The sequence below is a fragment of the Vibrio atlanticus genome, from assembly GCF_024347315.1.
Lineage (GTDB): Bacteria > Pseudomonadota > Gammaproteobacteria > Enterobacterales > Vibrionaceae > Vibrio > Vibrio atlanticus.
In genome coordinates this window covers 1,365,639-1,392,142 of record NZ_AP025460.1, presented here as the reverse complement: position 1 = coordinate 1,392,142, position 26,504 = coordinate 1,365,639, and the positions used below count along the sequence as shown (strand labels likewise).

Sequence of the window (26,504 nt, the reverse complement as noted above, 5' to 3'; positions counted from 1 at the left end):
TAAACACAAGTTCCAGATACTAAAAGGGCCTCATCATTATTGAGGCCCTTTTTCGTGTGCGATTTTTAATATTCTTTGAGCTCGCTCCTAAGCTCTAAGCTCTAAGCTCTAAGCTCTAAGCAATACTGATAGATTAAAGCTTAATAGTAAACTCTTCTCCAGTATTCTCGGCAATCACCAAATGACTGCGCGATTCAATGTACTCGATCTGCTTTTCTTCAAGAGAATATGGCATAGCAACTTTGAGTTCATTGATCCCCTCTAGCTTGGCTAGCTTGAGTAAGGTAACAATGTTTGACTCATCACTTTTACGCGTCGACATCGATTTCAATGCCATCTGCCATAAACGATCTTCAGGGCTTGCGAGCTCTTTAATGCTATCTCGCCAGACAGTACTAAATACTGGCGCAATCGTGGTTAGTGCTTCCAGAAAAGTCCATTTTTTACTGCATGAGGCGCCAAGAAATGTTGTGTAATCAAACTCTACACGCGTCTCTGTCTGTTTATCCATGATGTCCCCCGACACTTTGACAACACAATATACTCAATATCTATCAACTCTTTCTTTATAGCAATAGGATATAGAAGAATAGTCTTTTATGACCTTTTGATTGGTTAAAAAGGCATATAAAAATCAAACTTGTAACAAAATAAGCACTGAAAAAACATATATGCACCTATTTGATTAATATTTTAGAGATAAAACTAATCCATCTATTTGATATCAATTATCCGACTCGCTTTTTTGTACTGAATACGCCAGCCAGACCATGTCGGGAGCTCCCAACGTTTTGGCGATAACTTTCGACTGCCCGATTGATAATGAACGTAAATCAGCTTGCGTGCCGGCAGGTATTCGACTTCGAGTTGCAAGTCGGCAAGGCTCAATGCAAACGGGTACTTTTCCGAAAACTCTGAATAGAGCCAAGTCGGGATACCATCGAATGGAATATCTGCATGGTCGAACATTTCCAATTCGCTCACATCAGTGACACCTAACACTTCAAGCTGTTCTATAAACCATAACTCAAAGTTCATTTGGTCAATTTCTGGTGTGTATTGGGTTTGTTCATTGAGACCGAGTTTCACATACAGCTGCCAATGTTTGATTTGTTGAGTGCGAGCTTCTGCAAAACCGGGAAGTTTAACCCCATTCGATACAAGATCGACGATCGGCTTTAACGATAGTTGCCCTTCCGCTGCCACGAGCTTGGTCGTGATCGTACGGCCAGCGTACACCAATGTCATCTCAGTAAAAACGCCATCATCATTGACCACGGTTTCACCTTGTTGCCACTCTCCCATCTCCGCTTCAATCATAAGATCCAAAGGAATAGGTGCAGTGACCGTCGCTAAGGTCAGTGTTTGCTTAACGCCTCTTCCCGGCAAACTATGGGTATCAAGCACCAACATCGCTTGTTCATTATCAGGGAAACGATTCTGACGGCCGAGTACTACCTCTAAAACTCCATTAGCAAAGGCTTCTTTTCGTTTCAGTCTGCGTACGAACACCAGTTCAGGGTGAAGTTGAACAATAGTGTTAAGCAGTTCAATACGCTGGAAACGGGACGCGACTTCTAATTGAGGAAGTTCAAACACCTCACGCATTTGCTTAGCCAGTCCCTGTGCTTCATTCAATGCCTGCTGATCGATTTCTAGATTTGGATACTCGCGACCGCGAACGATCTGAATCAACAGGCTTAGATCACACCCTTCCTTTTCTTGCTGAGCGAGTGCTTCCAAATGTTCTGCATTGTTCGGTAATTGATACAAGCGAGCCGGAACGGACAACGCAGCTGTGAGATCGACCATCGCTTCTTTTAATGCTTTGGTTTTGATTCGAGTAACGATATCGGCATACAAAGCATCAATCGGCAGCGGATACAGCTTTTTGCCATGCTCGGTAATTTGATGGTCGGCTTTAATCGCTTCCATCGTCAGCAAGGTTTGAGTAGCACTGTTTAGTGATTTTTCAGGAATCGGATCAAGGAAAGACAAGCTCTCAAGCGGAGCACCACAACAGGCCGCGGCCAACATCGGTTCGATCAGCTCTTCACGCTGCAATTCAGGCGGTGTGACTAACTCTAACGCCGCATGCTCACCATACAGACGCACACAAGCGCCGTCCATTACCCTACCCGCGCGACCAGCTCGTTGCTTGGCACTGGCTCGTGATATGGATTTAAGCATCAGAGTCGTTCTACCGTTTCGTTGAACGGTGCGTCTTTCTAATCCTGAATCTATCACCACACCAATATCGGGAATGGTTAATGAGGTTTCTGCCACGTTGGTTGCAAGAATGACCTTTCTCAGGCCATAACCGTTAGCATTGATATCGATATTACGACCCGATAACGCTAAATCTCGCTCCTTATCACTGACCGACGCATGCAATTTCACCACTTGGATATCTGGATTTTTCGCTAAGGCTTGTTCGCATTGCACGATCTCTTTTTTACCCGGCAGAAAAACCAACATGTCACCAGAAGATGCTATCAGTTGGTGGTTCACTTCTTCGGCAATGCGTTGCTCTAGGTGTCGAATATCGGGCAATGCTCTGGACTCATTCGCTCGGTGTTCAATAGCAACTTGATAAGTTCGGCCTTCACAGCTTATTCGATTCGCATCCAAATAATGAGCAAGGCGTTCCCCTTCGATGGTTGCAGACGTGATCACCAAGCGATGGCTCGCTTTTTGTTTGAGAATCGCCACCAGCAAATCGATATCCCAACGCCTTTCGTGAAATTCATCGACTACGATGACATCAAAGCCAGCAAGCCCATCTTCAGATAGCCAACGCAGCGCGATACCGGGCGTCACAAAAACAACGTTAGTTTTCTCGTTGTATTCAGACTCAAGTTTGATCGCATAACCAATTTTGTCACCAAGCTTTTCGCCCGATTGTAGGGCGAGATATTTAGCTAATGAGGTACAAGCTATTCGTCTTGGTTCAACCACCAGCACTCGCCCATGTTGGCAAGCCCAAATTGGCAAGCGCGTTGATTTGCCCGATCCGGTTTCAGCTTCTACTACTAGGTGAGAATTAGCGATTTGTTCGTGAAATACGTTTTGATAAGCATCGATGGGAAGTAATGACATAAAAAAGAGGCGTCGCGAAAAAGTGTGAGCAAAGTATAACGAATTATGGTGCTAAAATTCGATAAGTGTGGGACATGGGTAAGAATATCATTTTGTTTGCAAAGATCGGAGGTAAACTATTTACAATTGAATAACTAAACCGTTATCATTTTTCGGTTACCCTTTCTCCCATATTAGGCATCTAATGAACAACGATAAACGCCCTCTATATATCCCTTATGCTGGTCCTGCTCTACTAAGTACCCCTCTTCTAAACAAAGGCAGCGCATTCTCTGCTGAAGAGCGCAGTTCTTTCAACCTTGAAGGCTTGTTACCGGAAACAACCGAAACAATCCAAGAGCAAGTAGGACGTGCATACAAGCAATATTGTAACTTCGAAAGTGATATGGATAAGCATATCTACCTTCGTAACATCCAAGACACTAATGAAACGCTTTTTTATCGTTTAGTTCAAAACCACATCTCTGAAATGATGCCTATCATTTACACGCCAACAGTTGGCGCAGCATGTGAGAACTTCTCAAATATTTACCGTCGTGGCCGTGGTCTGTTTATCTCATACCCGAACCGCGATCGTATCGATGACCTACTGAACAATGCGACAAACCACAACGTTAAAGTTATCGTGGTTACGGATGGTGAGCGTATTCTTGGTTTGGGAGACCAAGGTATCGGTGGCATGGGTATTCCAATTGGTAAACTAGCACTTTACACAGCTTGTGGCGGCATCAGCCCAGCTTACATGCTACCAATCGTGCTCGATGTGGGTACAAACAACCCGCAGCGTCTTGCTGACCCAATGTACATGGGCTGGCGTCACCCTCGTATCACAGGTGCAGATTACGATGCATTCGTTGAAGAATTCATTCAAGCCGTTCAACGCCGTTGGCCAGATGCTCTAGTTCAGTTCGAAGATTTCGCACAAAAGAACGCAATGCCACTGCTTGAACGCTACAAAGATCGCCTCTGTTGTTTCAACGATGATATCCAAGGTACAGCCGCTGTAACGGTTGGTTCTCTACTTGCAGCATGTAAAGCAGCGAACAGCAAACTGTCAGACCAACGCATCACCTTCTTGGGTGCGGGTTCTGCAGGTTGTGGTATTGCTGAAGCTATCATTGCTCAAATGGTGTCTGAAGGTATCAGCGATGCACAAGCTCGCTCTCAAGTTTACATGGTTGACCGTTGGGGTCTGCTACAGGAAGGCATGCAAAACCTACTTGATTTCCAACAGCGTCTAGTTCAAACCAACGCGAACACCAAAGATTGGGAAAGCGACGGCACTGGTTTCTCTCTACTAGACGTTGTTCGTCACGCGAAACCTACGGTTCTGGTTGGCGTATCTGGTGCTCCGGGTCTGTTCAGTAAAGAAGTCATCAAAGAGATGAACCTACACTGTGAACGTCCTATCGTGTTCCCACTGTCAAACCCAACAAGCCGTGTTGAAGCAACACCAAATGACATTATTCGTTGGACTGACGGCCAAGCGCTTGTTGCGACAGGTAGCCCGTTTGAGCCAGTGGTTCACAACGGCACCACTTACCCAATCGCTCAGTGTAATAACAGCTACATCTTCCCAGGTATTGGCCTTGGTGTATTGGCTGTGAATGCTTCACGCATCACTGACGAAATGCTAATGGAATCAAGCCGAGCACTTGCAACGTGTTCCCCACTTGCTATCAATGGCTCAGGTGCTCTACTTCCACCATTGGAAGAGATCCACACCGTATCTAAAAAGATTGCTTTTGCCGTTGGTAAAAAAGCGATTGAGCAAGGTGTTGCTCTAGAGATCACTGAAGAAGCACTACAACAAGCGATAGACCAGCACTTCTGGCAGCCGGTTTACCGTCGCTACAAGCGTACTGCATTCTAATAAAGCGTACTGCGCTTGGAATAAAGAGCGTTAACTACTCTTACAAGAGCCTCTGCAACTGCGGGGGCTTTTTTCTTTACACTGTCTTGTCTTTTTAACTGATTTTTCTCATTTTTATTTGGTATTATCGAGCACTCAAAAATTAATGCTCAGTCAAAGGACCATACCGAGAGTGAAATTTGATTCTCACATTTTCCGTAGCCACTTATTAAAAGCTTACAAAAAACTGCAAAGTTTTCTGTTTGGCGCTTTCCTCGTGTTCTTAGTAGGCAGCGCTGCGGTTATTGCGATCGATTATTGGGTTTCATGGCAAGCGGAAGATCGCATCATCTACGATATAGATGAAGTGCCCGAGCTTGAGGTCGCCGTTGTGCTTGGCACGAGCAAATATTTGGGTCGAACACTCAACGACTATTATAAACACCGAATCGAAGCCGCGATTGAGCTGTTCGATCGTGAAAAAGTGGACCAATTTCTACTGAGTGGCGATAACGCTCATCGCTCTTACAATGAACCGTGGACGATGAAACGCGACTTGTTAAAAGCGGGCGTCCCCGATGAACGCATCAATCTAGATTATGCGGGGTTCAGAACCCTAGATTCGATTGTTCGCGCCAAAAAGATATTCGATACCGATAACTTCCTAATCATCACTCAGAAGTTCCACTGTGAAAGAGCGCTATTTATCGCTAACTCTTACGATATTAATGCGCAGTGTTTGGCGGTTTCAGGACCAACCCATCATTCAGGAACCTCAATACGTTTACGTGAAGTGTTTGCACGTACCAAAGCGTTTCTTGATCTGTATATTATTGGTACTACGCCAAAATTCCTTGGCCCTAAAGAGCCGATCCAACCCAGTCCAAAACCAGAATCATTGCCGATTCCTAGCCCTATTACGGACCCCAATGTAAATCCTATAGCAGACCCCAATACAAACCCTACTGAAAATCCGATTGCAACTCCTTCAGTAAGCCCTATTTTAGAACCAGCAGAGACCGATGTGTAGAAAACTACACATTTTGAATTTGTTGCCTCACACTTCCCCATTGTTAAGCAAAAACACACCAACACTCCTTTATTAACTTGAGTAACATTCTCCCAACAAAGTCTGACCCTACATCAAGTCTATATACCTCGAAAATAATAAGCACCGCTCAACGAAGTCGTGCACCAATAAAACGAGGATAAACAAAAGGAGCGTCTTATGACGGCACTTGTTACTACACTGAAACACTGGTTGTTTACCCGCAACAGCATGATATTAATTGGTAATTTCACGCTATTTGCAGTTTTGCTCAATTCCCTGCCATTCGAAGCGCAAGTGAATACGGGTTTAAGTATTCTCGTGTTCGTTGCCATTCTATGGTTAACAGAAGCTATCCACGTCAGCATCACCGCTTTGCTCGTTCCCCTATTGGCTGTCTTATTTGGTGTATTCAACACGCCCGCAGCACTGGCTAACTTTTCGAATCCCATCATCTTCTTATTCATGGGCGGATTCGCGTTGGCAGCCGCACTGAACAAGCAAGAGCTGGATAAAGCGATAGCTGACAAAGTATTGCTGATAGCAAAAGGCAGAATGTCGGTCGCCGTGTTCATGCTGTTCGGTGTGAGTGCGGGCTTATCAATGTGGATCTCAAACACAGCCACCACAGCAATGATGCTCCCTCTTGTACTAGGCATCATGAACAAAGTTGACCAAAGTGAAGACCGAAACACCTACGTGTTCGTGCTATTGGGTATCGCTTACTGTGCTTCAATCGGTGGTATCGCAACTTTAGTTGGTAGCCCACCAAACGCCATTGCTGCGGCAGAAGTTGGCTTAAGCTTCACAGAATGGATGGCACTTGGGCTACCTATCTCGATGATCTTACTGCCAATCACGATGATTATTTTGTACGTGATGACTAAGCCAAAACTTGACCACAAATTCGAGCTAGACCATGCACCTGTTGAGTGGACAAACAGCAAGAAAATCACACTGTCTATCTTCCTTTTAACCGTAACGCTTTGGATATTCGGCAAGCCAATCAACGCAATGATTGGCGGATTCTCTAAGTTTGATAGTTTGGTCGCAATTGGTGCCATTGTACTGCTTGGCGCTTCTAGAGCCGTGGAATGGAAAGACGTTGAGAAGACAACGGATTGGGGTGTACTTATCCTGTTCGGTGGTGGTATCTGCTTAAGTAACATTCTAAAAGCGACAGGAACAAGCGTATTCTTAGCACACTCACTAAGCGGATTTTTAGAAACAGCAGGCGTACTTCTTACAATTCTAGCTGTGGTAGCCTTCGTGGTATTCCTAACGGAATTTGCAAGTAACACAGCGAGTGCGGCACTGCTTGTCCCAGTATTCGCAACCATTGCTGAAGCGCTAGGTATGTCGCCAGTTATCTTGTCTGCACTGATTGCGGTTGCCGCTTCTTGCGCCTTCATGCTACCAGTTGCGACACCACCGAATGCGATAGTCTTTGGCTCGGGTCATATCAAGCAGAGAGAGATGATGCGAATCGGTATGGTGTTGAACCTAGTTTGTATCCTAGTACTGACTCTGTTTGCTTGGATCTTCTGGTAAGCACTAACGCTTATAGAGAAAGCTTTACAGGCAAGTGCTTAGAAACACATATTTATAGGTAAATACTTATAGATAAATGTTTACAGGAATGCCCCCTCTCAAAAAATCTGGTTGCAGCTTCCCCCGGCTCAACCAGTACAAAAATGCCCGCTCTGCTAACAAGATCCGTTTAACTAACAAGATCAGCCAAACGGGCATCTAAAAACAAGAAACACTTTTCCCTTTTGGTGGCCCCGCGCCACCTTTTTTGTTTTGGCTATTGGGATAAGAACCATAAAAATGCCACACGTCACATATGCACGTGTGGCTTATAAACCAATAAACTCTACTTCCGATTAGTGGCTCAAGACCACCTGATTTCGCCCTGAATGCTTCGCTTGATATAAGGCTTCATCAGCGCGGGCAATGGTCTCTGTCACCCGCTCTTGTTTCATCTCGGCAATGCCGATACTGCAAGTGAGAGAATCCCCATGAATCCAAAGATGTTGGCTAACCAAAAGTCGGATTTTCTCTGCCTTTCTCTGCGCTTCGCCAGCTTCGGTTTCAGGGCAAAAAACAATAAACTCTTCACCACCCCAACGTACAAGTTTGTCCGTCGCACTGATAGAACTGCCAACCACCATACTGAATTCACGCAAGATATGATCACCCATCTGGTGTCCGTATTTGTCATTCACACTTTTAAAGTAGTCAATGTCCAGGTAGATCATACTTAACTTGCCGTGGCCTTGCTTCACCTGTTGCGACTGCATTTTCAACCAATCACGAATCGCGTGTCGGTTAAGTATCCCAGTCAATTCATCACGATGAGCCTTTTCAGAAAACTCGAAGTTTTGCTCTCTCAATGCCCGATTGACGTTTTTTAAGTGATGGTGTCTTTTTTCAGCGATCGCGATACGTTTTCTTGAGCGGTGTAATTCTGAAAGCAGAAACACAGTGCCTGTACCCACCCAGATAAACAGCAAGATCAGGAACAGGCTTTCAGCCGAAATATACGAACCCTCAAACTCAATACTTCGAATAATTATTCGATGATGACCTAATTTGGCACCAGAAGCGGTCGCAAATTCGACCATGTTAACGTTCGAATATTCAGGTGCTGAGTGCTCTAACGCAATCTCGTTATCCGCTAACCACCACGTCATGACTTGCAAGTTTTTGATCGGGATCTCGATCACGCCACCATCGATTCCTGGAGAGAACTCCATCCCATTGTACTTATGTGTGTACTCATCATCGGGAACCGAATAAGCAGGATTGTAATTACGTAGGTACGTTCTCAGACGACCACTAGAATCAGCCTTCGCATGGTAATCAATATTGACTCTAAAGGTGTGGTACTGCGAAAGGTCAAGACCAGTGGTTATATCTGGGCTAATACGAATCGATAGCCCACAGTAAGGCCACGGATATTCGGATTTTTTAAGCTCACAATCGAGAATATACTGCCCATTTTCATAGGACAATTGGGAGGTACTGACTCCTCTATCAACTTGATCGCTGGTCGCGATAAATTCATATTGTTCAGGAGTAATTGTTGTTATCACACGATTTCCACTTACTTGGTAATACTGCACAATGGCGAGTGTTGCGATAACTAGAAAGATAACAATTTTATGAATCCACTTCACATCTAAGCTTCCGGCTTTTGGTCCCTATAGTTGGGATTTGACGATATAAACAAGCAAAATTAATCATTAGATTGCATACTAACAATTGACTTAAAAACGTTATATCACACCTTAACAAAATGTCATACTATAATTTAGATGACGTATTTCCAGTCAATTATTCACTGCATGAATCAAGTAATATTGCGTATAAATTGAGGCTCTATTTGTTATACTCATCGCATAATCATCGTTAACCGTAGCGACTGCTTACAAGGCGTTCGAGTCGACGAAATAATAATCAAAATACAACGAGTAATGTCATGTCTTTATTAGCAAAAGGAACACTCAAGAAAATGAGTGCTTCCCTTGATGGTGCGGTTACCTACCGTTTACCTGTAGGGGAAGAGTTTGTAGAGCTAAACCCTCTGATTGGAAAAACCATCAACCTTACCCACACTGGTAATATTTTTTGTTGTTCGTGTGGTAAGAAAACTAAGAAAAGCTACTCTCAAGGTCACTGCTTTGTGTGCATGAAAAAGCTAGCGAGCTGCGATATGTGCATCATGAAGCCGGAGACTTGCCACTACGATCAAGGCACTTGTCGTGAACCTCAATGGGGTGAAGAAAATTGCTTCGTCGATCACTTCGTTTACCTGTCGAACACATCAAGCCTTAAGGTAGGAATCACTCGCCATACTCAGATTCCAACTCGCTGGATTGATCAAGGTGCCACTCAAGGTCTACCTATTTTGAAGGTAAAAACGCGTCAGATTTCTGGTCTTATTGAAGTCGAATTAGCGAAGCATATTGCTGACAAAACCAACTGGCGCACGCTGCTAAAAGGCGACGGTGACGATATGGAGTTGGTTGAAAAAGCCAAAGAACTATTGCCACTTGTAGAAGATAAGATTCAAGAGATCAGAACGAAGTTTGGTGATGATGCTATCGAGGTACTCAGTGAGAGCATTACTTCATTGAGCTACCCAGTTGAACAGCACCCTGTGAAAATTGTATCGCACAACTTTGATAAGAACCCAGAAGTGACGGGCGTACTTCAAGGCATTAAAGGCCAATACCTTATCTTGGATACTGGTGTGATTAACATCCGTAAATTTGGCTCTTACGAAGTGGAAGTGTCTGCCTAATTTATAGAACTAAGGCGTTTCTCATAGTGAGAAGCGTTCAGTTAATAGCCAAAAACTAAAATGCCGTCAAGTGATGACTTGAGGGCATTTTTTGTTGTCGATTCTATTCGTCTTTGGGTGACGGTTTTAGGCGTTAAAGCGCGACTACATCTCCGTCTACACAATTCTTGCCATTGGCTTTCGCGCGATAGAGAGATTGGTCGGTTAAATTCACGAGTGCGTCAATAGTGACACCGTCTTCACACGCTCGGCTATCGCTGATTCCGATACTCACGCTAGAGTTAAAACGAATTTGTTCACCCACTTTGAACTCGACTTGATTGAACTGTTGGCGAATCTCTTCTGAAACTTCGAGAGCTGTTTCAAGAGGCGCATTCGGGATAAATATAATGAACTCTTCACCACCCCAACGGCCTGCTACTCCACCAACTTTCTCGGCATTGCGCTTGGTTATACTAGCCAAAGCACAAATTACCTCATCACCTACCATATGACCATAAGTGTCATTAATCGACTTGAAGTCATCGATATCTAATAGCATACAGACAAGGTAGTTTTTAGAGAACATGTGCTCTCTCAACCATTCATAAATCGCCCTACGATTAAGCAGATCCGTCATTTCATCGTAATTCGCTTGGTGAACCAACTGCTTCTCCAACATCACCTTTTGAGTCACATCTTCGAGTACCACTTGAACGGCCCGCTGACCTTTCCAAGTAATAGCATTATCGTAAATATTAAAAAAGCGATGAACACCGTCAAAGCCAATGTTTTCAACCACGGTACTGGTTCCCGACAACTCACCCGACACGATCGCTTGATAGTGTTTATAGATGCCGTCGCTATTCTGCTGTGGTACTAAGTCAAGAATCGAATCCAGCGCTAAGACTTGCTCTATGGAAGATCCACCTTGCAGTTTTACCCAGGATTGATTGACCATCAACGGTTTGAAATCTCGGTGAACCAAGATGCCCTGCCCTGATTGCATGATCATGTCGTGATACATCTTATCTTGCTCACGCACTGCATTTTGCAGCTGAATCGCAGGGGAAAGATCGATAACCGTGACTTGCAGTGCAGGTCTTCCCTGCCACTCCGTCACATGATCGATAGAAAACACGGTGAACTCTCTGCCATTACGATCAATATTAGTATAGGTGTGAACCTGAGGATCTCGTTGACCACTGACCGTTTCAAGGTAATTTTGATAGGCTAAAACATGGTACTCTTCTGAGATGAGATCTAGAAAGCTATCGATATCAGAAAGTAGTTCTTCCGGTGATTGGTATCCATAGATGCGAGCATAGTTAGCGTCAACACTCACTACATTCATATCTTGAATCGTTATTACACCATACGTGGATTCGAAATTTATTGAAGACATTGCCAACTCCGCATTCTCGCTACACTTCATAAGCCGAAGCATAACAACACATCCTGCCAACGCTTCCACACAATCTATCACGCGCTAGGGACATTAATATGATATCTAGTATATCGTACTGCTTTAGGCTTCTCTACAACTCAATCGTAAGCATAAGTCATCAAAAGTAGACAAATAGCACCTTCTTATTACGCACATCAAAAAACAACAAGGATATTGTATAGCTATGTAAGCACTATCTATTCGGTTACTCATTCCAATCGGAAAAATAAGCAACTAAGAAGTCGATAGCCAGCCTTGCTCTCTGTGGAAGAAAGCGACGGTTTTGATATACGATCCAACTGCTTGTACCTGCTCCCCAATATTCTTCTAGCACTGGAACGAGCTTCCCATTGGCAAGACCGCCGTTGAAGCTGCTTTTGGGAAGATAAACAATGCCAAGCCCTTCTTCACAAGCTTTAAGTACCGCACTCGAGTTATTGCTTTTCCAACGCCCATGTACTCGAACTGCATTTAACGGTTTTCCATCTTTCTCAAACAACCACTGATCACTGTTGGCAATAATACAGCTGTGCAACTTCAACTGTTCAGGCTGTGTTGGAGAACCGAATTGATCGATATAGTTCTGACTCGCGGCCGCTGCCATTGGGCGATCCACCAGCTTCCTTGCCACCAAACCCGAATCATCAAGTCGGCCATAACGAATCGCGAAATCAATACCATCTTCGATGAAGTTAACCATATTGGTATTGAAGTTCATTTCGATAGTCAGATCAGGGTGGTCTTTCGCAAATTCCATCAGCGCCGCGGCAACATGATTTTCAGCAAACGCACCCGCCGCACTGACACGTAAAGTACCGCTCAGCTGAGCTTGTTGAGACGTGACTTGTTCATTCGCCTGTTGCAGCCCGATAACTAGATCTTTGCACTGCTGATAATAGGTGTGACCCGATTCGGTCAGGCTCACCATTCGTGTAGAGCGTGCCAGTAAAGCCACACCCACCCGCTCTTCTAATCTCGATACTTGGCGACTGACATGACTGGTACTGCAACCCAGTTGTTTCGCGGCCGCAGAAAAGCCGTGACATTCGGCTACCGCAACAAATTCATTAATACCTTCAAAGCTATCCATACTTCACCTGTTACATCTAACGAATTCACATCCGATTAATTCACACCCACTATTGCTATATAGCAATAATGTTTTGCCTGCTCGGCATATTATCACTCAAATGGTTTACTACTAGTATTACAGGTAACGAAACAGCGGTATCTAAATTGAAAGCTTTGGTTTTCTAAATAAAAGCCACGACGCTGAAACCAAACAAACGTGCTCAAAGGAACGAATCATGAAAAAAATACTAATCCCAGTAACTAACCACGCAACACTAGGCGATACAGATCAAGCGAACGGTACATACGCTCCAGAACTGACTCATGCACTGAAAGAGATCATTGCTGCGGGTTTCGAGTACGACATCGCGTCTATCAAGGGTGGCAAAGGTCCACTGTATGGAACCGATATTGAAGGTGATTCAGTAAACGCAGAGATCTTAGCTGATGATGACTTCCAGAACCGCATTAACAATACAATTCCGGTAAGCCAAGTTAACATAGAAAGCTACGATGCTATCTTCTACCCAGGTGGATTCGGCCTACTTTCTGACTTAGCAACCGACGAGCAATTCGCAACGATTGCTGCTAAACATTATGAAGATGGTGGTGTGATCGCATCAGTATGTCACGGCCCAGCAGCACTGCTTCCGATTGTTTTAAGCAACGGCGAGAAGCTATTAAGCTCTAAATCGGTGACTGGTTTTACACGTGAAGAAGAAATCGACTTTGGCACCATCAACGACATCCCATTCCTATTGGAAGAGTCTCTTGCTCGCAGCGCAGCGCGTTTCAACAAGGTTCAACCTTGGCAAGAGCTTGTGATTGTTGATGATCGAGTGATTACTGGCCAAAACCCAACCAGCGCGCACGCTGTAGGTGCAACTCTGGTTAAGCACCTGTCTTAGTTAAATCAAGGGCTTATTCGAATAACTGGCGTTGATCAAATAAGCTCAATCAAATAAAAAGAGCATACTTACACCTCAATATTCATGAGAGAAGTATGCTCTTTTCTAATTCTGTCGCTATTAAGTGATAGCGACTTCTTGCTAATTACTTCTGCTAGTGGCTTCGCAAGATCCCTTCAAGCACATTGAACAACAAGTCGATCTCTTCAATCGAGTTGTAATGCATACAACCAATACGCACCACGCCCTGCTCTTCGATACCTAACTGTTTCACCAAACCTAATGCGTAGAAATGACCATTCCACACACAGATATTATGCTCGCCCAGCTTCTTAGCGATGAACTCTGGAGAATGGTTTTCAAAGGTAACCGCAAAGGTTGGCGTTCTTAGGTTCGAGTCAAACTCGGCTTTTCCATAAAGCTTTGCCCCTTCTAGATCAGACAAGCGTTTAAGGAAGTACTCGCTGAGTTGGCTTTCATGCTTATTATACAGCGCGTAGCTTTGCTCTAAACGAGAACGCAATGAATCGGCAGGATCACCTAACTGCGCCAAGTAATCCACCGCTGCAATCACACCGGCAAGGCCTTCGAAGCTTTGCGTGCCTGTCTCAAATCGACCTGGGCCAATATTAGTTGCAGGCTCTACCTTGTATGGCTTTAAAGTATGCAGCCATTGAGGCGCGACATAAGCAATGCCAACATGCGGGCCGAAGAACTTATAAGCTGAACACGCTAAGAAATCACAATTCAATTGCTGAACATCGACCAAATGGTGTGGCGCGTAATGCACTGCATCGACATAAACCTGCGCGCCATGCTGATGTGCAAGCTCAATAACTTTTGCCATGTCGACAATCGAGCCTGTCGTGTTCGAAGCAAACGTCACCGCGACAAGCTTGGTTTTCTCGTTAAGCAGCGATTCAAAATGCGCCATATCCAAACTGCAATCCGACTCGTCTACGCGAACTTGGCGAACAATCGCGCCTTTGTCGTCTGCCGCTTGCTGCCAGCTCGACACGTTCGAGTAATGATCTAGCGCAGTGACGATAACTTCATCGCCCTCTTTCCAATCGCGGCTGATCGCTCGGCTTAGTTGGAAGGTCAGCGATGTCATGTTCGCTCCGAACACAACGTTGCCAGAAGACTCCGCATTAAGCAGTGCTTGCGCCGCTTCTCGCGCTTGCTGCATTAAACTTGTGGTCTTTTGGCTAGAAAAATAGTGCCCGCCTAGGTTTGAATTGAAATGCCCTAGGTATTCGGTCATTGAAGCTAAAACATTCTCAGGCACCTGAGAGCCACCCGGCCCATCAAAGAAAGTGACTGGCTTGCCATTATGATATTGGCCTAACGCGCTAAACTGTTGGCGCACGTCATTAAGAGTGAAGGACATTGCGCGCATCCTTAGCCGTTAGAACAAACACATCCATATAGCCCATCTCGCCGTGGTCTATGGTACGAATCGGTTGTGCATTGTGCCAAAGCTTACTGTCTGCCAGCATCGCAACCTCACCATCGCCTAATACTTTTCTGAAGAACGGTGCTTCGTGGCTATCTTGATAAAGCATCACTTCACCACCAACGATGTTGTGACGAGTAACACCAATGATCGCGATGTGGTCAAAACCGTCTTGGTGAACACCTTCTGGTGCAACCTGAGTTTCTTCAAAAATAGCGGCAATACGGATTTGATGGATTTCGATTTCTTGTCCGTCTTCAAGCCCGTTGGTTTCAATAAACAGTTCACACATCTCTTGCATGCCTTCGCTGCCTAAAATATTCGCTTCAATCGGCTCGAACTGACGAACGACGTCACCTTGAAAGTGATTAATGTTTTCAGACTGAACAAAGTTATGTTTGTCTAGCTCAACGACTTGTCCATTACTGAATTCAACCACTGAGTACCTTCTCAATCGGAACTGGCCATCTGCATGCTCTGTGCTTGGTAGCTTAGAGAATGATGGTGACAACTCCTTAACTGCATGGTTACTGAGGTGGGTAATATGTAGGGTATTTTCGTGAGCATGTAACATCATCGACTCCTTAATGATTGTTAATTAACTTTCGATATTTAACGTTTTATTTACATAAAGGATACTTGAAGATCTTGCCAAATCAACATTAAACAATCATTTATCCCGCCAGATTTAATAATTCAGACACTAAATCCAATCTAGAAATAAAAAGCAGTGTATAACACCAGAATAAAAGATGACCAACTCTTAAAACTAGCACACTCCACTAGCCAGTTATAAATACCTACAATTTAAATAATAACGATATTATTAACTAGAAAGACAAGTTTCATATTGTGTCGGCCCTTTCACTTCAATACGCCAGCCTCCTTGCATGAACTCAGGCACCACGGTTGCCACATTCATTTCTATGATTTGCACATCGAAATACGATCTACCTATCAGTTGCCAAACTATTGATTATTTACACAACAAACTGAAATTGGTTAATTTATCAGTAAGCCAGAAACCAAACGCCTTTGCTTGCGCGTCTGGAACAGGTCGAGTTCGGGGGGAACTCGGCCGCCCTCAAATCAAACTGCTTCCTTTCATGCAGCGGTTCTGCTGATCTTTCTGTCACGAAAACGTCTGTCTCTATTAAGCTCTAGCCTCACACACCTATCGTTATGCTCAATAACACAACTGAATAATGAGAATGCTCAGCTTCAGACGGCGTGCCGCCTAATTCGAATTAATGATGTGGTTTATGTTAAGTGCTTGAAGTGGAATATTGCGAAGGAAATTTACTTAGTGGATTCTGAAAACTAAGAGCATGAAGCTTTTGAAGTCGACTACAACAATGGCCGTAATTTCAAGATTATCGTCAGGTATTTATCAATGTTTGGTGTTCTCCGCTAACACGTTTATGCCCCTTTATGCGTTAGACATTTTACACATTCACATTCTGTTCATACACTTATTTAAAGCTATCCATTTACCTAATCCTGCTTGCAGAGATTTCAGTGATGTAATACGGGTGAAAGTCTGGTACTTAGTTTATGTGACTAATCCAATTTACAAATCATCCATCTCAAAGTACTGTATATACATACACAAACCAACTTACACCATATGCAATAAAGAAAATTCATTGTAAAATAACACTTTAGTTTAATTTTCACTTGAGATGGCAATGAATTTTTACGCGTTAAGGGTTTCATTAGTAGCAATGGAACCGCAGTTGTTTGTTAACAAGAACATGTCTGAGGACATTTATGCGTTTGAAGACGCACTGAGATATTCAGAGCACTCACCTCCAGAAAATGAGCATAATGAAAAGCTATTCTCTCTGAAAATTATGATCGATGGCCGAGATGAAGGTGTTATGGCAGGGATGGTAGCTAAAGCAAAGTCCCTACATGGTCATGATGCAAACTTTAATGAATATAGTGTTGATGACTTTCCACCTATGGTTTGGCTGTGGGATAGAGAACAACAGGTGATTCTTGTTGAAAAGAAGACTAATGTTTTTTCTACACCGACTGCGGCATGTAAAGCGTTTCAATCTCTAGCTAATAATATCGAATTGGCAGAGATTAACCTAAGGGCAGATATTACCCCTGTGTTGAACTCCACGGTTCATACATTCTGGGAAGAGTACGATAGATTTGAATCAGTTCAGACAGTTACTTTTGATTTAATACCACCAAACCTCTTTGGTAACACAGAAAAAGAGATGAAGAAGGCTCTGTGTGATACTACAGAGAATACCAACGCTAACGTAATTAGAACCACGTTTGAGAATAAAGATTCAACTTTAAAGCTAAAAAGTGAGGGTTGGCTAAACAATATGGTTAGGTGGTGTAGAAAAGGTGGTGGTGAATGGACATTAAAAGGTCGCTTAGCCGGACACAAAAAGAAACTAACTAGTGTTGGTAGTGAACGCGTAGCTAAGATTGTAGCTATGTCGGGTAAAGGGGTTACAGAAATAGAGTTGTCCAACTATAGTGCCGGAGATGTTGTAGAGGTTTTATCATTATACAGAGAAAAATACGACTACCACGATGAGGTTTTAGAAGAAAACAAAGATGTTTAGAACAATACTAATAACAGCGTTTATATTTTTAGTTTGTCTTGGCTTCTCAACTGATAGTGAGATGGCATATAAACTATTAGAATCTTCGACTCCAGGTATTATCGGAGCCATACTTGGCGGCCTTACTGCCGGAGTATCTGTTATTTTTAGTGTTTTGATTACTCTTGCAACTACGACTGGCTCAACAATTCAGTTGAATAGATTTACCAGTTTTTTAATGTGCTTGAAGCGAGACATACTTATACTTGTTTTCTGTCTTCTAGCTTCCCTTCTCCTACCATATCTGAGGGTTACGGGTATTCCTTTAATGTCCTATCCTGCGCACCCTCTAGTTCCTCCAAGAGATACTCTAATCACGGCGGTTGAGTTGACAGTTATTATTGTTTCCGTGGCAATTATCATCGAAGTTATAAACATCATGTTTTCTTTGGTTATCCAATTCCCTCAACTTATGTCAAGAAAAGACACCGATAAAGAATAAGGCTCCTTAAGGCTGTCTCTTGATCACAAGTCTGGTTAATCAAGAGACTTAGCGAGTTCATACCCTTCAAGGATGGTTTGTAACCTAAGCCATCCTTGCCATAACGTCTTTATAGAAGCGCGACCTGTTCGCTTGGTATTCTTCCAACCACCTAACCGAGCAATACCGTTGTAAGCCCATGATATATTAGGCGCTTCTTTCGGTAGTTTTTTGCTCTCCAACTTGAGCCACATTAACTTCCACGCTTTGCCTTTTAATACCTGCTCACAACTGGTCTTAGATAACTCGTCTGATTCATTCATAAACCTCAATTGGAGTAACCGAGTCGCGATAAAAGCCAAAACGACGCTGAGCCTTTCTAAGTTATCCTTACTTTGCATTCTCAGTTGCTCAACTTCAGTCCCTTCACTTTTCCAGACTTTATGAAAATCTTCTATTAGCCAGCGCCGCTCATAATAACTGACGATTTTGAGTGCCTCTTCCTTGCTCGTTATCGGCTCTGAAGTCAGTAAGTGCCATGCGAGCTTATTACCACTCTCTCCTTGTTCTATACATCCCACGTAGTAAAGCGGAATGTTATCGAACTCTTTCTTGTTAGCAGGAGACTTGAGTGTCACGGGGGCATATTTGATATCTAAATGAGCCTTGCGAGCTTTACGACCGCCTTTTTGCGGTATTTCGAGCACTTTCTCTCCGGCTGATAACAGGGTAGAGGCATAGCTATAAAGACGATTATCATGCTCTTCAATACAGCGGCTTTGCATTGAGCGAACGAGGAACCTTTGTTGTTGCTCTCGCTTGTAAGTGAGGTATTCAAATAGGTCGGCTTCTCTATCGCACACAGAAATGACATCCGAAATTTTATCGCCAAGTCGCTCAGCGACATGGCGAGAGGCTTGTTCCCACTTATAACTTTCTTTCTCTTTGTATGGTCGAGTCGCATGCTGGTGCCTTTGACCTCGCTTTTCTATATCACGAGTCCAGCGCTGTTGTTCAATTAAACCAATAACAGATTGAGTGTCGGGAGCAAAAAGTAAGGTTGAGTGTACGAACATGGCGCGATGTCGATTACCTTGATTGGAGTGCCCGAGTTCATCTCGAATGCTGCGATGGGAGTAACTGAGAGAAGTGGTGTCTTCTAAGGCAAGAAGTGTCTGTTGCTCTAATGCTTCTTGTGCAGTGACATAAAAACCCGCTTCTGCGATATCTTCTGCTTTGATTTGCTCATTACGGATGAAGCGATAAGCCCCTTCCATTTCAGCAGGGGAGATAATGAGTTTCGAGACGGGTACGCCAGGTTGCTCGGCCAGTGAGGCTGCGAGAGCAACGAGTCTTTGAGTGCGTCTAGGGTCATTAAGGTGGGCTTGACCGAACTGTTTTTGTGCCCAAAGGGTTGGCTCTATATAGGTCATGATAATCATCCTTGTCATTGCTTAGATGATCAGATCATGAAACCTAAAAATAGTTCAAAAAAAATCCCCAAGCGTGGCTTAGGGATTTGTGTATAAGAGACAGCCTTAAGGAGCCTTTTTGACTAAATCGTCTAGATAAGGGATACTTGAACGTCATCATTGCCGAGGTTCTAGTCTGAGCTAAAAGTGATTTAAAAAGTTGACAAACTTTGACGCTAAGGTCGATAATCAAGTTTGATAACTATGTTTTGGTTTTATCGTATCCTGAGTTTTGAGAGTATTTATGAAAGCAGTTAGAAATTCAAGCAATTGTATCGATGTAATAATTAGAGGTTCAAACACTCCAAGCAAAGTGTCTATGAATCTTAAAAAGCTTGAAAAATCTATCTTTGATAATGTGCGTCTATCTTTCGAACTAGAAGGACACAAAATCTCTGATGCAGATTGGAAACGAATCGCAAACGCTAGTAATCGTTTGGCTGCTTTGATATAGGTTATTTGCAGCTCTAACCTAGGGCTGCTGCAATGATTCTTCTCAAGTGACTCCTATCTTGGTTCCCTTCTCTAACACAAGATCGTACTGCATAATGATAGTATCTTTTGTTCTTTGAAATTGCTTTCATCAGGTTAAACTCAAAACCACGAGTTCTTGCTACGATCTCAAGGTACAAGCGAATTGTCCTCCCATTCCCATCGGAGAAGGGGTGAATCCAAGCCAACCTTTCATGAGCAAAAACTAAAGCATCTATCAACTTTTCTTTGTCGTTTTTTACCTTACTTAAATACTGTGAAGCAAAATCAGAACAAAAAGATTTCATCTGTCCTGGTACTTCATCAGGATGCATTGTTGGAAAATTTCTAGCAGAAATAACAACTTCATCATTTCGATACTTGCCACCCCAGTCATAAATCCCCCCAAACAGCTCAGTGTGACATTTTATGAAGATGGATTCACCAAGACTTTTGCTCCGTGTCATATATTCCTCAATCAGCTTTTTAGACTTGATAGCTGAATATATGAATTCAATTTTCTCTAACTCGTCTTCATAAGCTGCAAACACTTTGTTTTTTGTCGCTAACCTTCTATTGAATTTTTTGTTATTGGACACAATAAAAAATAGCGATTTATCATAAGGAGCTAAAGTACCAACTATAGGACATTGAGCTGATGTTGGCTCAAGATAAAGCCACAGCTTACCGTGTTCTCTTTTTTTTCCAATCACTGAAGCACACATTATTGGTAAAGCTTCCGCGTACAAAAGATACGCTACAGAGTCACCAATCTGTATTTCACTACGAGGGAATGCATAACAAGCCTCTCTTGTTACAGAAGCAGATGCTAGAGACTCAACAGGAAATTGGACTTTACTACCACAAATCAGCTCAGAACGGCTTTTGTTCCAATAAAAGTGGGTTCCCCCTTTTGAAGCTGGATCAGTCTTAATATGGACAATTTTTCCATTCGCCTCATCGATATTGAGAGCACTTCGATTCTTGATATGTTTCATTGTGTATAGTTTTGTGACTCTAGTTTCTGTTGCTCAATAATATATAACTTTTTCTCTTTCAACGATATGCATAAAAACAATTCAAAGTGTTATACTCTTTCTTTAATGATCAGAACATCGTACCAACGCTCTAGCTAATTTAAGCAATTTAGAAGATGTTCTTATCTCCAATTCGGACTTGATATCTAACAAGCAAACTGCGGTAAGTAATTTATTGTGAGATACCTTTCGACCAATAGGAAGCTCTAGTTTCTGATTGCACGTTCTAAAACCATCCTAGTCTTTGACAATCCTTGCACTTTCAAAAAATTCGCAGTCTCTGTAATTGATTGCCCGCATTCAAATCCACGAAAAGTCTATTTTTGGTCATTTCGTGATACTTCATGGTTCACTTTCTCAAAAGCGAAAGAGTTTATAAACTCATAAATTATAATGACCCGAGTTGTATTAAGCACAGGAACACAAAGTATGTACTGTAAAAAACGTACTGACCGTTGTTGTACTCTCTACCTCAACACCCCATAAACCTTTTCGTGCTTTCACCGATCTTTCAGCCACGAAAACGTTTGTCTCCATTAAGTTCTAACCTATAACGATTAATTACACCTCAACCCTTGTTTAACCTTTTATTGCCTCCATATTTTCCATACAATCCTAAGCGATTATAAATAAAAACAATTTCAATTTCGGAGTCCTCATGAGCGACGTAAAGCACTGTAATTTATTGATTCTTGGTTCTGGCCCTGCTGGCTATACAGCTGCAGTTTACGCTGCTCGTGCAAACCTAAACCCTGTACTTGTTACCGGTATGCAGCAAGGTGGTCAGCTTACAACCACAACAGAAGTGGAAAACTGGCCGGGTGATCCTGAAGGTTTAACGGGTCCAGCACTGATGGATCGCATGAAAGAGCACGCAGAGCGCTTTGAAACAGAGATCCTGTTCGACCACATTAACGAAGTCGATCTATCAAACCGCCCTTTCCGTCTTAAAGGCGATTCTGGCGAGTACACGTGTGATGCATTGATCATCTCAACGGGCGCATCGGCTAAGTACCTAGGTTTAGATTCTGAAGAAGCATTTAAAGGCCGTGGCGTTTCTGCTTGTGCAACGTGTGATGGTTTCTTCTACCGCAACCAGAAAGTAGCGGTAGTTGGTGGTGGTAACACGGCTGTTGAAGAAGCACTTTACCTATCTAACATCGCATCTGAAGTTCATCTAGTTCACCGTCGTGACACGTTCCGCGCTGAAAAGATTCTAGTGAAGCGTTTAATGGACAAAGTAGAGAACGGCAACATTGTTCTTCACACAGACCGCACGCTAGACGAAGTTCTGGGCGACGACATGGGCGTGACTGGCGTTCGTATTAAAGATACTCAGTCTGATAAAACAGAAGACATCGAAGTAATGGGCGCATTCATTGCTATCGGTCACCAACCAAACACTGAAATCTTCAAAGGCCAAGTCGACATGAAAGATGATTACATCATCGTTCAGTCTGGTCTTGAAGGTAACGCAACACAAACTAGCATCCCAGGCGTGTTCGCTGCTGGTGACGTAATGGACCACAACTACCGCCAAGCAATCACTTCTGCTGGTACAGGTTGTATGGCTGCCCTGGATGCTGAACGCTTCCTAGATGGCCTTAACGATAAGTAAATCTGAGATTGCAGATTTGATTATCGGTGCTCTCGCCTCAGTAGATGCAGGGCGTCATCACATTTTGTTGTAAATCCCTAGAGCCCAGTGGTATATCCACTGGGCTTTCTTTTGTATACTAGCCGCCCTCAACAAATAATAATTATCATTAAGCCTTCATAATGGATAAGAAAAAACAACGCAGCTTGAACAAGTGGCTTAAGCAACAGAGTAAGTTAGCGAAACGCTGGCTTATGATTGCGATTAGCCTTGGCGTACTTTCAAGCGTGTTTTTAATTGCTCAAGCAGCTCTTCTCGCCTCTATTCTTCACCAGCTGATCATCGAAAATGTCGATAAATCTGAACTGGTTGGTCATTTCGCAGGCTTGGCATTATCGGTCGTTGGCCGTGCTGGCTGTACATGGGGACGTGAAATCGCAGGTTATCGCTGTGGTGAACAGATCCGTGTCTACATCAGGCAACTCATCCTAGATAAATTACGTGAGTTAGGCCCTGCTTACATTAAAGGTAAACCTGCTGGTACGTGGGCAACGCTGTTGCTAGAACAAGTCGAAGACATGCAAGACTTCTTCTCTCGTTACTTACCTCAGATGTCTCTGTCGGTAATGATTCCATTCATTATTTTGGTTGTGGTGTTCCCAGTAAACTGGGCAGCAGGACTGATCTTCTTGATTACTGCTCCACTGGTGCCGATGTTCATGGCACTTGTTGGTATGAAAGCGGCCGATGCAAACCGTAAAAACTTCAAAGCGCTGCAGCGTCTTTCAGGTCACTTTTACGACCGTTTGCAGTCAATGACAACCATTCGTCTATTTGACCGCACCAACGCTGAAACAGAAGTACTGAAAGGTGCATCTGAAGTGTTCAGAACGCGTACTATGGATGTGTTGAAAATCGCTTTCTTGTCTTCTGCGGTACTTGAGTTCTTCACGTCTATCTCTATCGCGATGACGGCGGTTTACTTTGGTTTCACTTACATCGGTGAGCTTAACTTCGGCCACTACGGCGCAGGCATTACGCTATTCGCGGGTTTGTTTATCCTTATTTTAGCACCAGAGTTTTACCAACCTCTGCGTGATTTAGGTACTTTTTACCACGCGAAGCAACAAGCGGTTGGCGCAGCCGAAAGTATTGTCGAGTTCCTAGAAACCGACATCACTAAGGTTAAATCAGGCAACACTCAGCTCGATCCGGCTCAAGGCATTAATATTGAAGCTACCGACCTAAAAGTGTTAAGCCCTGAAGGTGTTCAATTAGTTGGTCCTATCTCGTTCGCACTGAACACTCGCCAATCGACTGCATTAGTTGGCCCAAGCGGTGCGGGTAAAACAAGTTTGATCAACGCTATTCTTGGTTTCATGCCTTATGAAGGAAGCTTGAAAATCAATGGTATTGAATTGCGTGACTTAGACTTAGCCTCTTGGCGTAAAACCATTAGCTGGGTTGGTCAAAACCCGTTGCTACTGCACGGCAGCATTCGTGACAACGTCACTCTAGGTAAGCATAATATCGCTGACCAAGTTGTTGAGAATGCACTTGAGCAATCATTTGCTAGCGAATTTGTAAACGAGCACGGCTTGGATTACATGATTTCTGATCGCTCTGGCGGCCTGTCTGTTGGTCAATCTCAACGTTTGGCGTTGGCTCGTGCAATGATTCAAGACGGTCAGTTCTGGTTGCTTGATGAACCCACTGCCAGCCTAGATACTCGCAGTGAGCAGCTCGTGATGAAAGGCATCAACAGCAACATCGAAAGTCGCACTGCCCTGCTTGTGACGCACCAACTTGCCCCTCTTCAATCGGTCGATAACATTCTGGTTATGCGCGACGGTGGTCTTGTAGAACAAGGTCATTACTCTCAGCTTTCGACTGCGGGTGGTTTGTTTGAAGAGATGCTGAACGCGAACTTAGCTCAACAAGATAATAAGGGTAATTTAGATGCGTGATTTACTGCCTTACCTGAAACTCTATAAAAAGCATTGGTTTGGCCTATCGCTAGGCATGCTATTGGCTTTTGCTACTCTGTCGGCTTCTATCGGCTTGTTAACGCTATCGGGTTGGTTCATTTCAGCTTCTGCGGTTGCAGGCCTGACGATTGCACGTGAAACCTTCAACTACATGCTACCGGGTGGTGGTGTACGTGGTTTGGCAATGAGCCGTACTGCGGGTCGTTGGGGTGAACGTGTTGTCAGCCACAATGCAACATTCAAACTGTTAACTGATCTGCGTATCTTCTTCTTCAAGAAGCTAGCTCCGCTGATCCCAGGTCGTATCTCAAACCTTCGTGATGCTGACCTTCTCAACCGCTTGGTTGCAGATGTAGACGCCATGGATCACGTGTACCTGCGTTTAGTAAGCCCAGTGACGGTGGGTGTGTTCGGGATTTTCTTCCTGACTCTATTCTTGATGTGGTTCGATAGCTCGCTTGGTTTGATCTTGGGTTCTATCCTTCTGATCATGCTTTTGGTTTGGCCAATCTTGTTTTACAAGCTGGGCAAGCGTAACGGTGGTGAACTGACACAGAACAAAGCGGATCTTCGTGTGACTACGCTAGATTGGATTGAAGGCTACAGCGAACTGACTCTGTTCGGTGCGGAAGAACGTTACCGTAATGCGATTTTAGAGACGCAACAGAAGCTGATGGCGAATCAGTTTGTGAATGCCAACCTAACCGGTATGGCGTCAGCAGCGCTAATGCTGTTCAACGGTTTGACACTTGTTCTTATGCTTTGGCTTGCGGCTGACGGTGTGGGTGGTAATGCACCAGACCCGTTCATCGCGCTAATGGCGTTCGCAACCATGGCAAGTTTTGAACTGCTGATGCCAATTGCAGGCGCGTTCCAGCATTTAGGTCAAACTCTGTCTTCAGCACGTCGCTTAAACGAAGTGATTCTGTCGGAGCCTGAAGTTCAGTTTGCTGAAGAGAAACTCGACATCAACAAGCCGCTTGATATTACGTTCTCAAACGTGACGTTCAACTATCCTGATTCTGAGCGTAGTGTTCTTAACGCTGTTGACCTAACGATCCCTGCCACGAACAAGGTTGCGATTGTGGGTCAAACGGGTTCAGGTAAATCGACTCTGATTCAGCTTCTGACTCGCTACTGGGATCCTAAAAAGGGCTATATCTCAATCGCGGGCATTGAACTGACACAGTGGAATGAATCACAGCTTCGTGAATCAATCAGTGTGGTAAGCCAGCGTGTCGACATCTTGAATGGCAGCCTACGCGACAACTTGTTGATTGCGAAACCAGATGCCAACGATGAGCACCTAGCTAACATCCTTAAAGACGTTGGTCTAGAAAAGCTGCTTGAGAATGACGGTCTTGATAGCTGGTTGGGTGACGGTGGTCGTCAACTGTCTGGTGGTGAGAAGCGCCGTATTGGTATCGCACGTGCGATTCTTCATGATGCCCCTATCCTGCTTCTAGATGAGCCAACAGAAGGCTTAGATAAGCAAACTGAGCAGAGCATCATGGCGCTGTTCGAGAAGCACTTCGAAGGCAAGACGGTTATCTTCATTACGCACCGCTTGATTGGTCTGGAATCGATGGATTCGATCGTTCTGATTGAACAAGGCGAGATTGTTGAAAACGGCTCTCATGAGAAACTGTTAAACGAAGCAGGACGTTATTTCCAACTTCGTCAGGCAATCTAGCTCCTCATAAGTTATAAAGAAAACCA

At 43.8% G+C, this 26,504-nt stretch carries 20 protein-coding genes; 11 read left to right on the top strand and 9 right to left on the bottom strand.

Translation table 11 applies throughout. The annotated features are described in order from the left end of the window. Positions 1-133: 133 nt before the first annotated feature. Complete coding sequence (locus tag OCV30_RS06340; RefSeq protein WP_017103776.1) at positions 134-511, bottom strand: hypothetical protein; 378 nt, start codon at positions 509-511, stop codon at positions 134-136. Positions 512-714: 203 nt separating this feature from the next. Next, a complete protein-coding gene (locus OCV30_RS06335; protein ID WP_065680274.1) occupies positions 715-3,099 on the bottom strand; it encodes a helicase-related protein in 2,385 nt (794 codons plus the stop codon). A 184-nt stretch (positions 3,100-3,283) separates the two neighbouring features. Between OCV30_RS06335 and OCV30_RS06330 the strand changes: the two genes are divergently transcribed. From OCV30_RS06330 to OCV30_RS06320, 3 genes are all read left to right on the top strand, one after another. Further along, positions 3,284-4,972: an NAD-dependent malic enzyme gene (locus tag OCV30_RS06330; RefSeq protein ID WP_012603704.1), complete on the top strand. Its 1,689-nt coding sequence runs from the start codon at positions 3,284-3,286 to the stop codon at positions 4,970-4,972. Positions 4,973-5,144: 172 nt separating this feature from the next. Continuing rightward, a complete protein-coding gene (locus OCV30_RS06325; RefSeq protein WP_065680275.1) occupies positions 5,145-5,981 on the top strand; it encodes an ElyC/SanA/YdcF family protein in 837 nt (278 codons plus the stop codon). Between the two features lie 198 nt (positions 5,982-6,179). Beyond that, positions 6,180-7,550: an SLC13 family permease gene (locus OCV30_RS06320; protein WP_017103773.1), complete on the top strand. Its 1,371-nt coding sequence runs from the start codon at positions 6,180-6,182 to the stop codon at positions 7,548-7,550. A gap of 335 nt (positions 7,551-7,885) precedes the next feature. Here the strand turns inward: OCV30_RS06320 and OCV30_RS06315 are convergent, their stop codons facing one another. Continuing rightward, on the bottom strand, positions 7,886-9,181 hold the full coding sequence (locus OCV30_RS06315; RefSeq protein ID WP_065680276.1) for a GGDEF domain-containing protein: 1,296 nt from the start codon (positions 9,179-9,181) through the stop codon (positions 7,886-7,888). A gap of 302 nt (positions 9,182-9,483) precedes the next feature. Here OCV30_RS06315 and OCV30_RS06310 point away from each other — a divergent pair, with 302 nt between their 5' ends. Further along, positions 9,484-10,308, top strand: a complete 825-nt coding sequence (locus OCV30_RS06310) for a DUF2797 domain-containing protein (RefSeq protein ID WP_065680277.1) — start codon at positions 9,484-9,486, stop codon at positions 10,306-10,308. Positions 10,309-10,441: 133 nt separating this feature from the next. Here OCV30_RS06310 and OCV30_RS06305 read toward each other — a convergent pair whose 3' ends face one another. Continuing rightward, positions 10,442-11,692: a sensor domain-containing diguanylate cyclase gene (locus tag OCV30_RS06305; RefSeq protein ID WP_370736711.1), complete on the bottom strand. Its 1,251-nt coding sequence runs from the start codon at positions 11,690-11,692 to the stop codon at positions 10,442-10,444. 247 nt (positions 11,693-11,939) lie between these two features. After that, on the bottom strand, positions 11,940-12,824 hold the full coding sequence (locus tag OCV30_RS06300) for a LysR family transcriptional regulator (RefSeq protein ID WP_065680279.1): 885 nt from the start codon (positions 12,822-12,824) through the stop codon (positions 11,940-11,942). 217 nt (positions 12,825-13,041) lie between these two features. Between OCV30_RS06300 and OCV30_RS06295 the strand changes: the two genes are divergently transcribed. Continuing rightward, entirely contained in the window at positions 13,042-13,713 is a 672-nt protein-coding gene (locus OCV30_RS06295) for a type 1 glutamine amidotransferase domain-containing protein (RefSeq protein ID WP_065680280.1), read from the top strand. Positions 13,714-13,867: 154 nt separating this feature from the next. Here the strand turns inward: OCV30_RS06295 and OCV30_RS06290 are convergent, their stop codons facing one another. Both OCV30_RS06290 and OCV30_RS06285 read right to left on the bottom strand, forming a co-directional pair. Further along, entirely contained in the window at positions 13,868-15,103 is a 1,236-nt protein-coding gene (locus tag OCV30_RS06290) for a cysteine desulfurase-like protein (protein ID WP_065680281.1), read from the bottom strand. After that, positions 15,087-15,743, bottom strand: a complete 657-nt coding sequence (locus OCV30_RS06285) for a 2OG-Fe dioxygenase family protein (protein WP_065680282.1) — start codon at positions 15,741-15,743, stop codon at positions 15,087-15,089. Before OCV30_RS06285 ends, OCV30_RS06290 begins: the two co-directional genes overlap by 17 nt. Positions 15,744-16,857: 1,114 nt before the next feature. Here OCV30_RS06285 and OCV30_RS06280 point away from each other — a divergent pair. Both OCV30_RS06280 and OCV30_RS06275 read left to right on the top strand, forming a co-directional pair. Then, complete coding sequence (locus OCV30_RS06280) at positions 16,858-17,760, top strand: hypothetical protein (protein ID WP_065680283.1); 903 nt, start codon at positions 16,858-16,860, stop codon at positions 17,758-17,760. Beyond that, positions 17,753-18,241, top strand: coding sequence for a hypothetical protein (locus OCV30_RS06275; RefSeq protein WP_065680284.1), 489 nt, complete (start codon positions 17,753-17,755; stop codon positions 18,239-18,241). Before OCV30_RS06280 ends, OCV30_RS06275 begins: the two co-directional genes overlap by 8 nt. 35 nt (positions 18,242-18,276) lie before the next feature. Here OCV30_RS06275 and OCV30_RS06270 read toward each other — a convergent pair whose 3' ends face one another. Continuing rightward, positions 18,277-19,653 (bottom strand): IS4 family transposase, encoded by a 1,377-nt coding sequence (locus OCV30_RS06270; RefSeq protein WP_261879028.1) that lies wholly within the window; start codon positions 19,651-19,653, stop codon positions 18,277-18,279. 283 nt (positions 19,654-19,936) lie between these two features. On the opposite strand from OCV30_RS06270, the gene OCV30_RS06265 reads away from it, so the two are divergent. After that, positions 19,937-20,146 carry a hypothetical protein gene (locus tag OCV30_RS06265; protein WP_065679124.1) on the top strand — a complete coding sequence of 70 codons (210 nt, stop codon included), beginning with the start codon at positions 19,937-19,939 and terminating at the stop codon, positions 20,144-20,146. Positions 20,147-20,159: 13 nt separating this feature from the next. Here the strand turns inward: OCV30_RS06265 and OCV30_RS06260 are convergent, their stop codons facing one another. After that, complete coding sequence (locus OCV30_RS06260; RefSeq protein WP_065679123.1) at positions 20,160-21,161, bottom strand: Fic family protein; 1,002 nt, start codon at positions 21,159-21,161, stop codon at positions 20,160-20,162. 697 nt (positions 21,162-21,858) lie between these two features. On the opposite strand from OCV30_RS06260, the gene trxB reads away from it, so the two are divergent. From trxB to cydC, 3 genes are all read left to right on the top strand, one after another. Continuing rightward, complete coding sequence (gene trxB, locus OCV30_RS06255; RefSeq protein WP_012603688.1) at positions 21,859-22,818, top strand: thioredoxin-disulfide reductase; 960 nt, start codon at positions 21,859-21,861, stop codon at positions 22,816-22,818. Positions 22,819-22,979: 161 nt separating this feature from the next. Beyond that, a complete protein-coding gene (cydD, locus tag OCV30_RS06250) occupies positions 22,980-24,764 on the top strand; it encodes a heme ABC transporter permease/ATP-binding protein CydD (RefSeq protein WP_065679122.1) in 1,785 nt (594 codons plus the stop codon). Further along, a complete protein-coding gene (gene cydC / locus OCV30_RS06245; RefSeq protein WP_065679121.1) occupies positions 24,757-26,478 on the top strand; it encodes a heme ABC transporter ATP-binding protein/permease CydC in 1,722 nt (573 codons plus the stop codon). Before cydD ends, cydC begins: the two co-directional genes overlap by 8 nt. Positions 26,479-26,504: the final 26 nt, after the last annotated feature.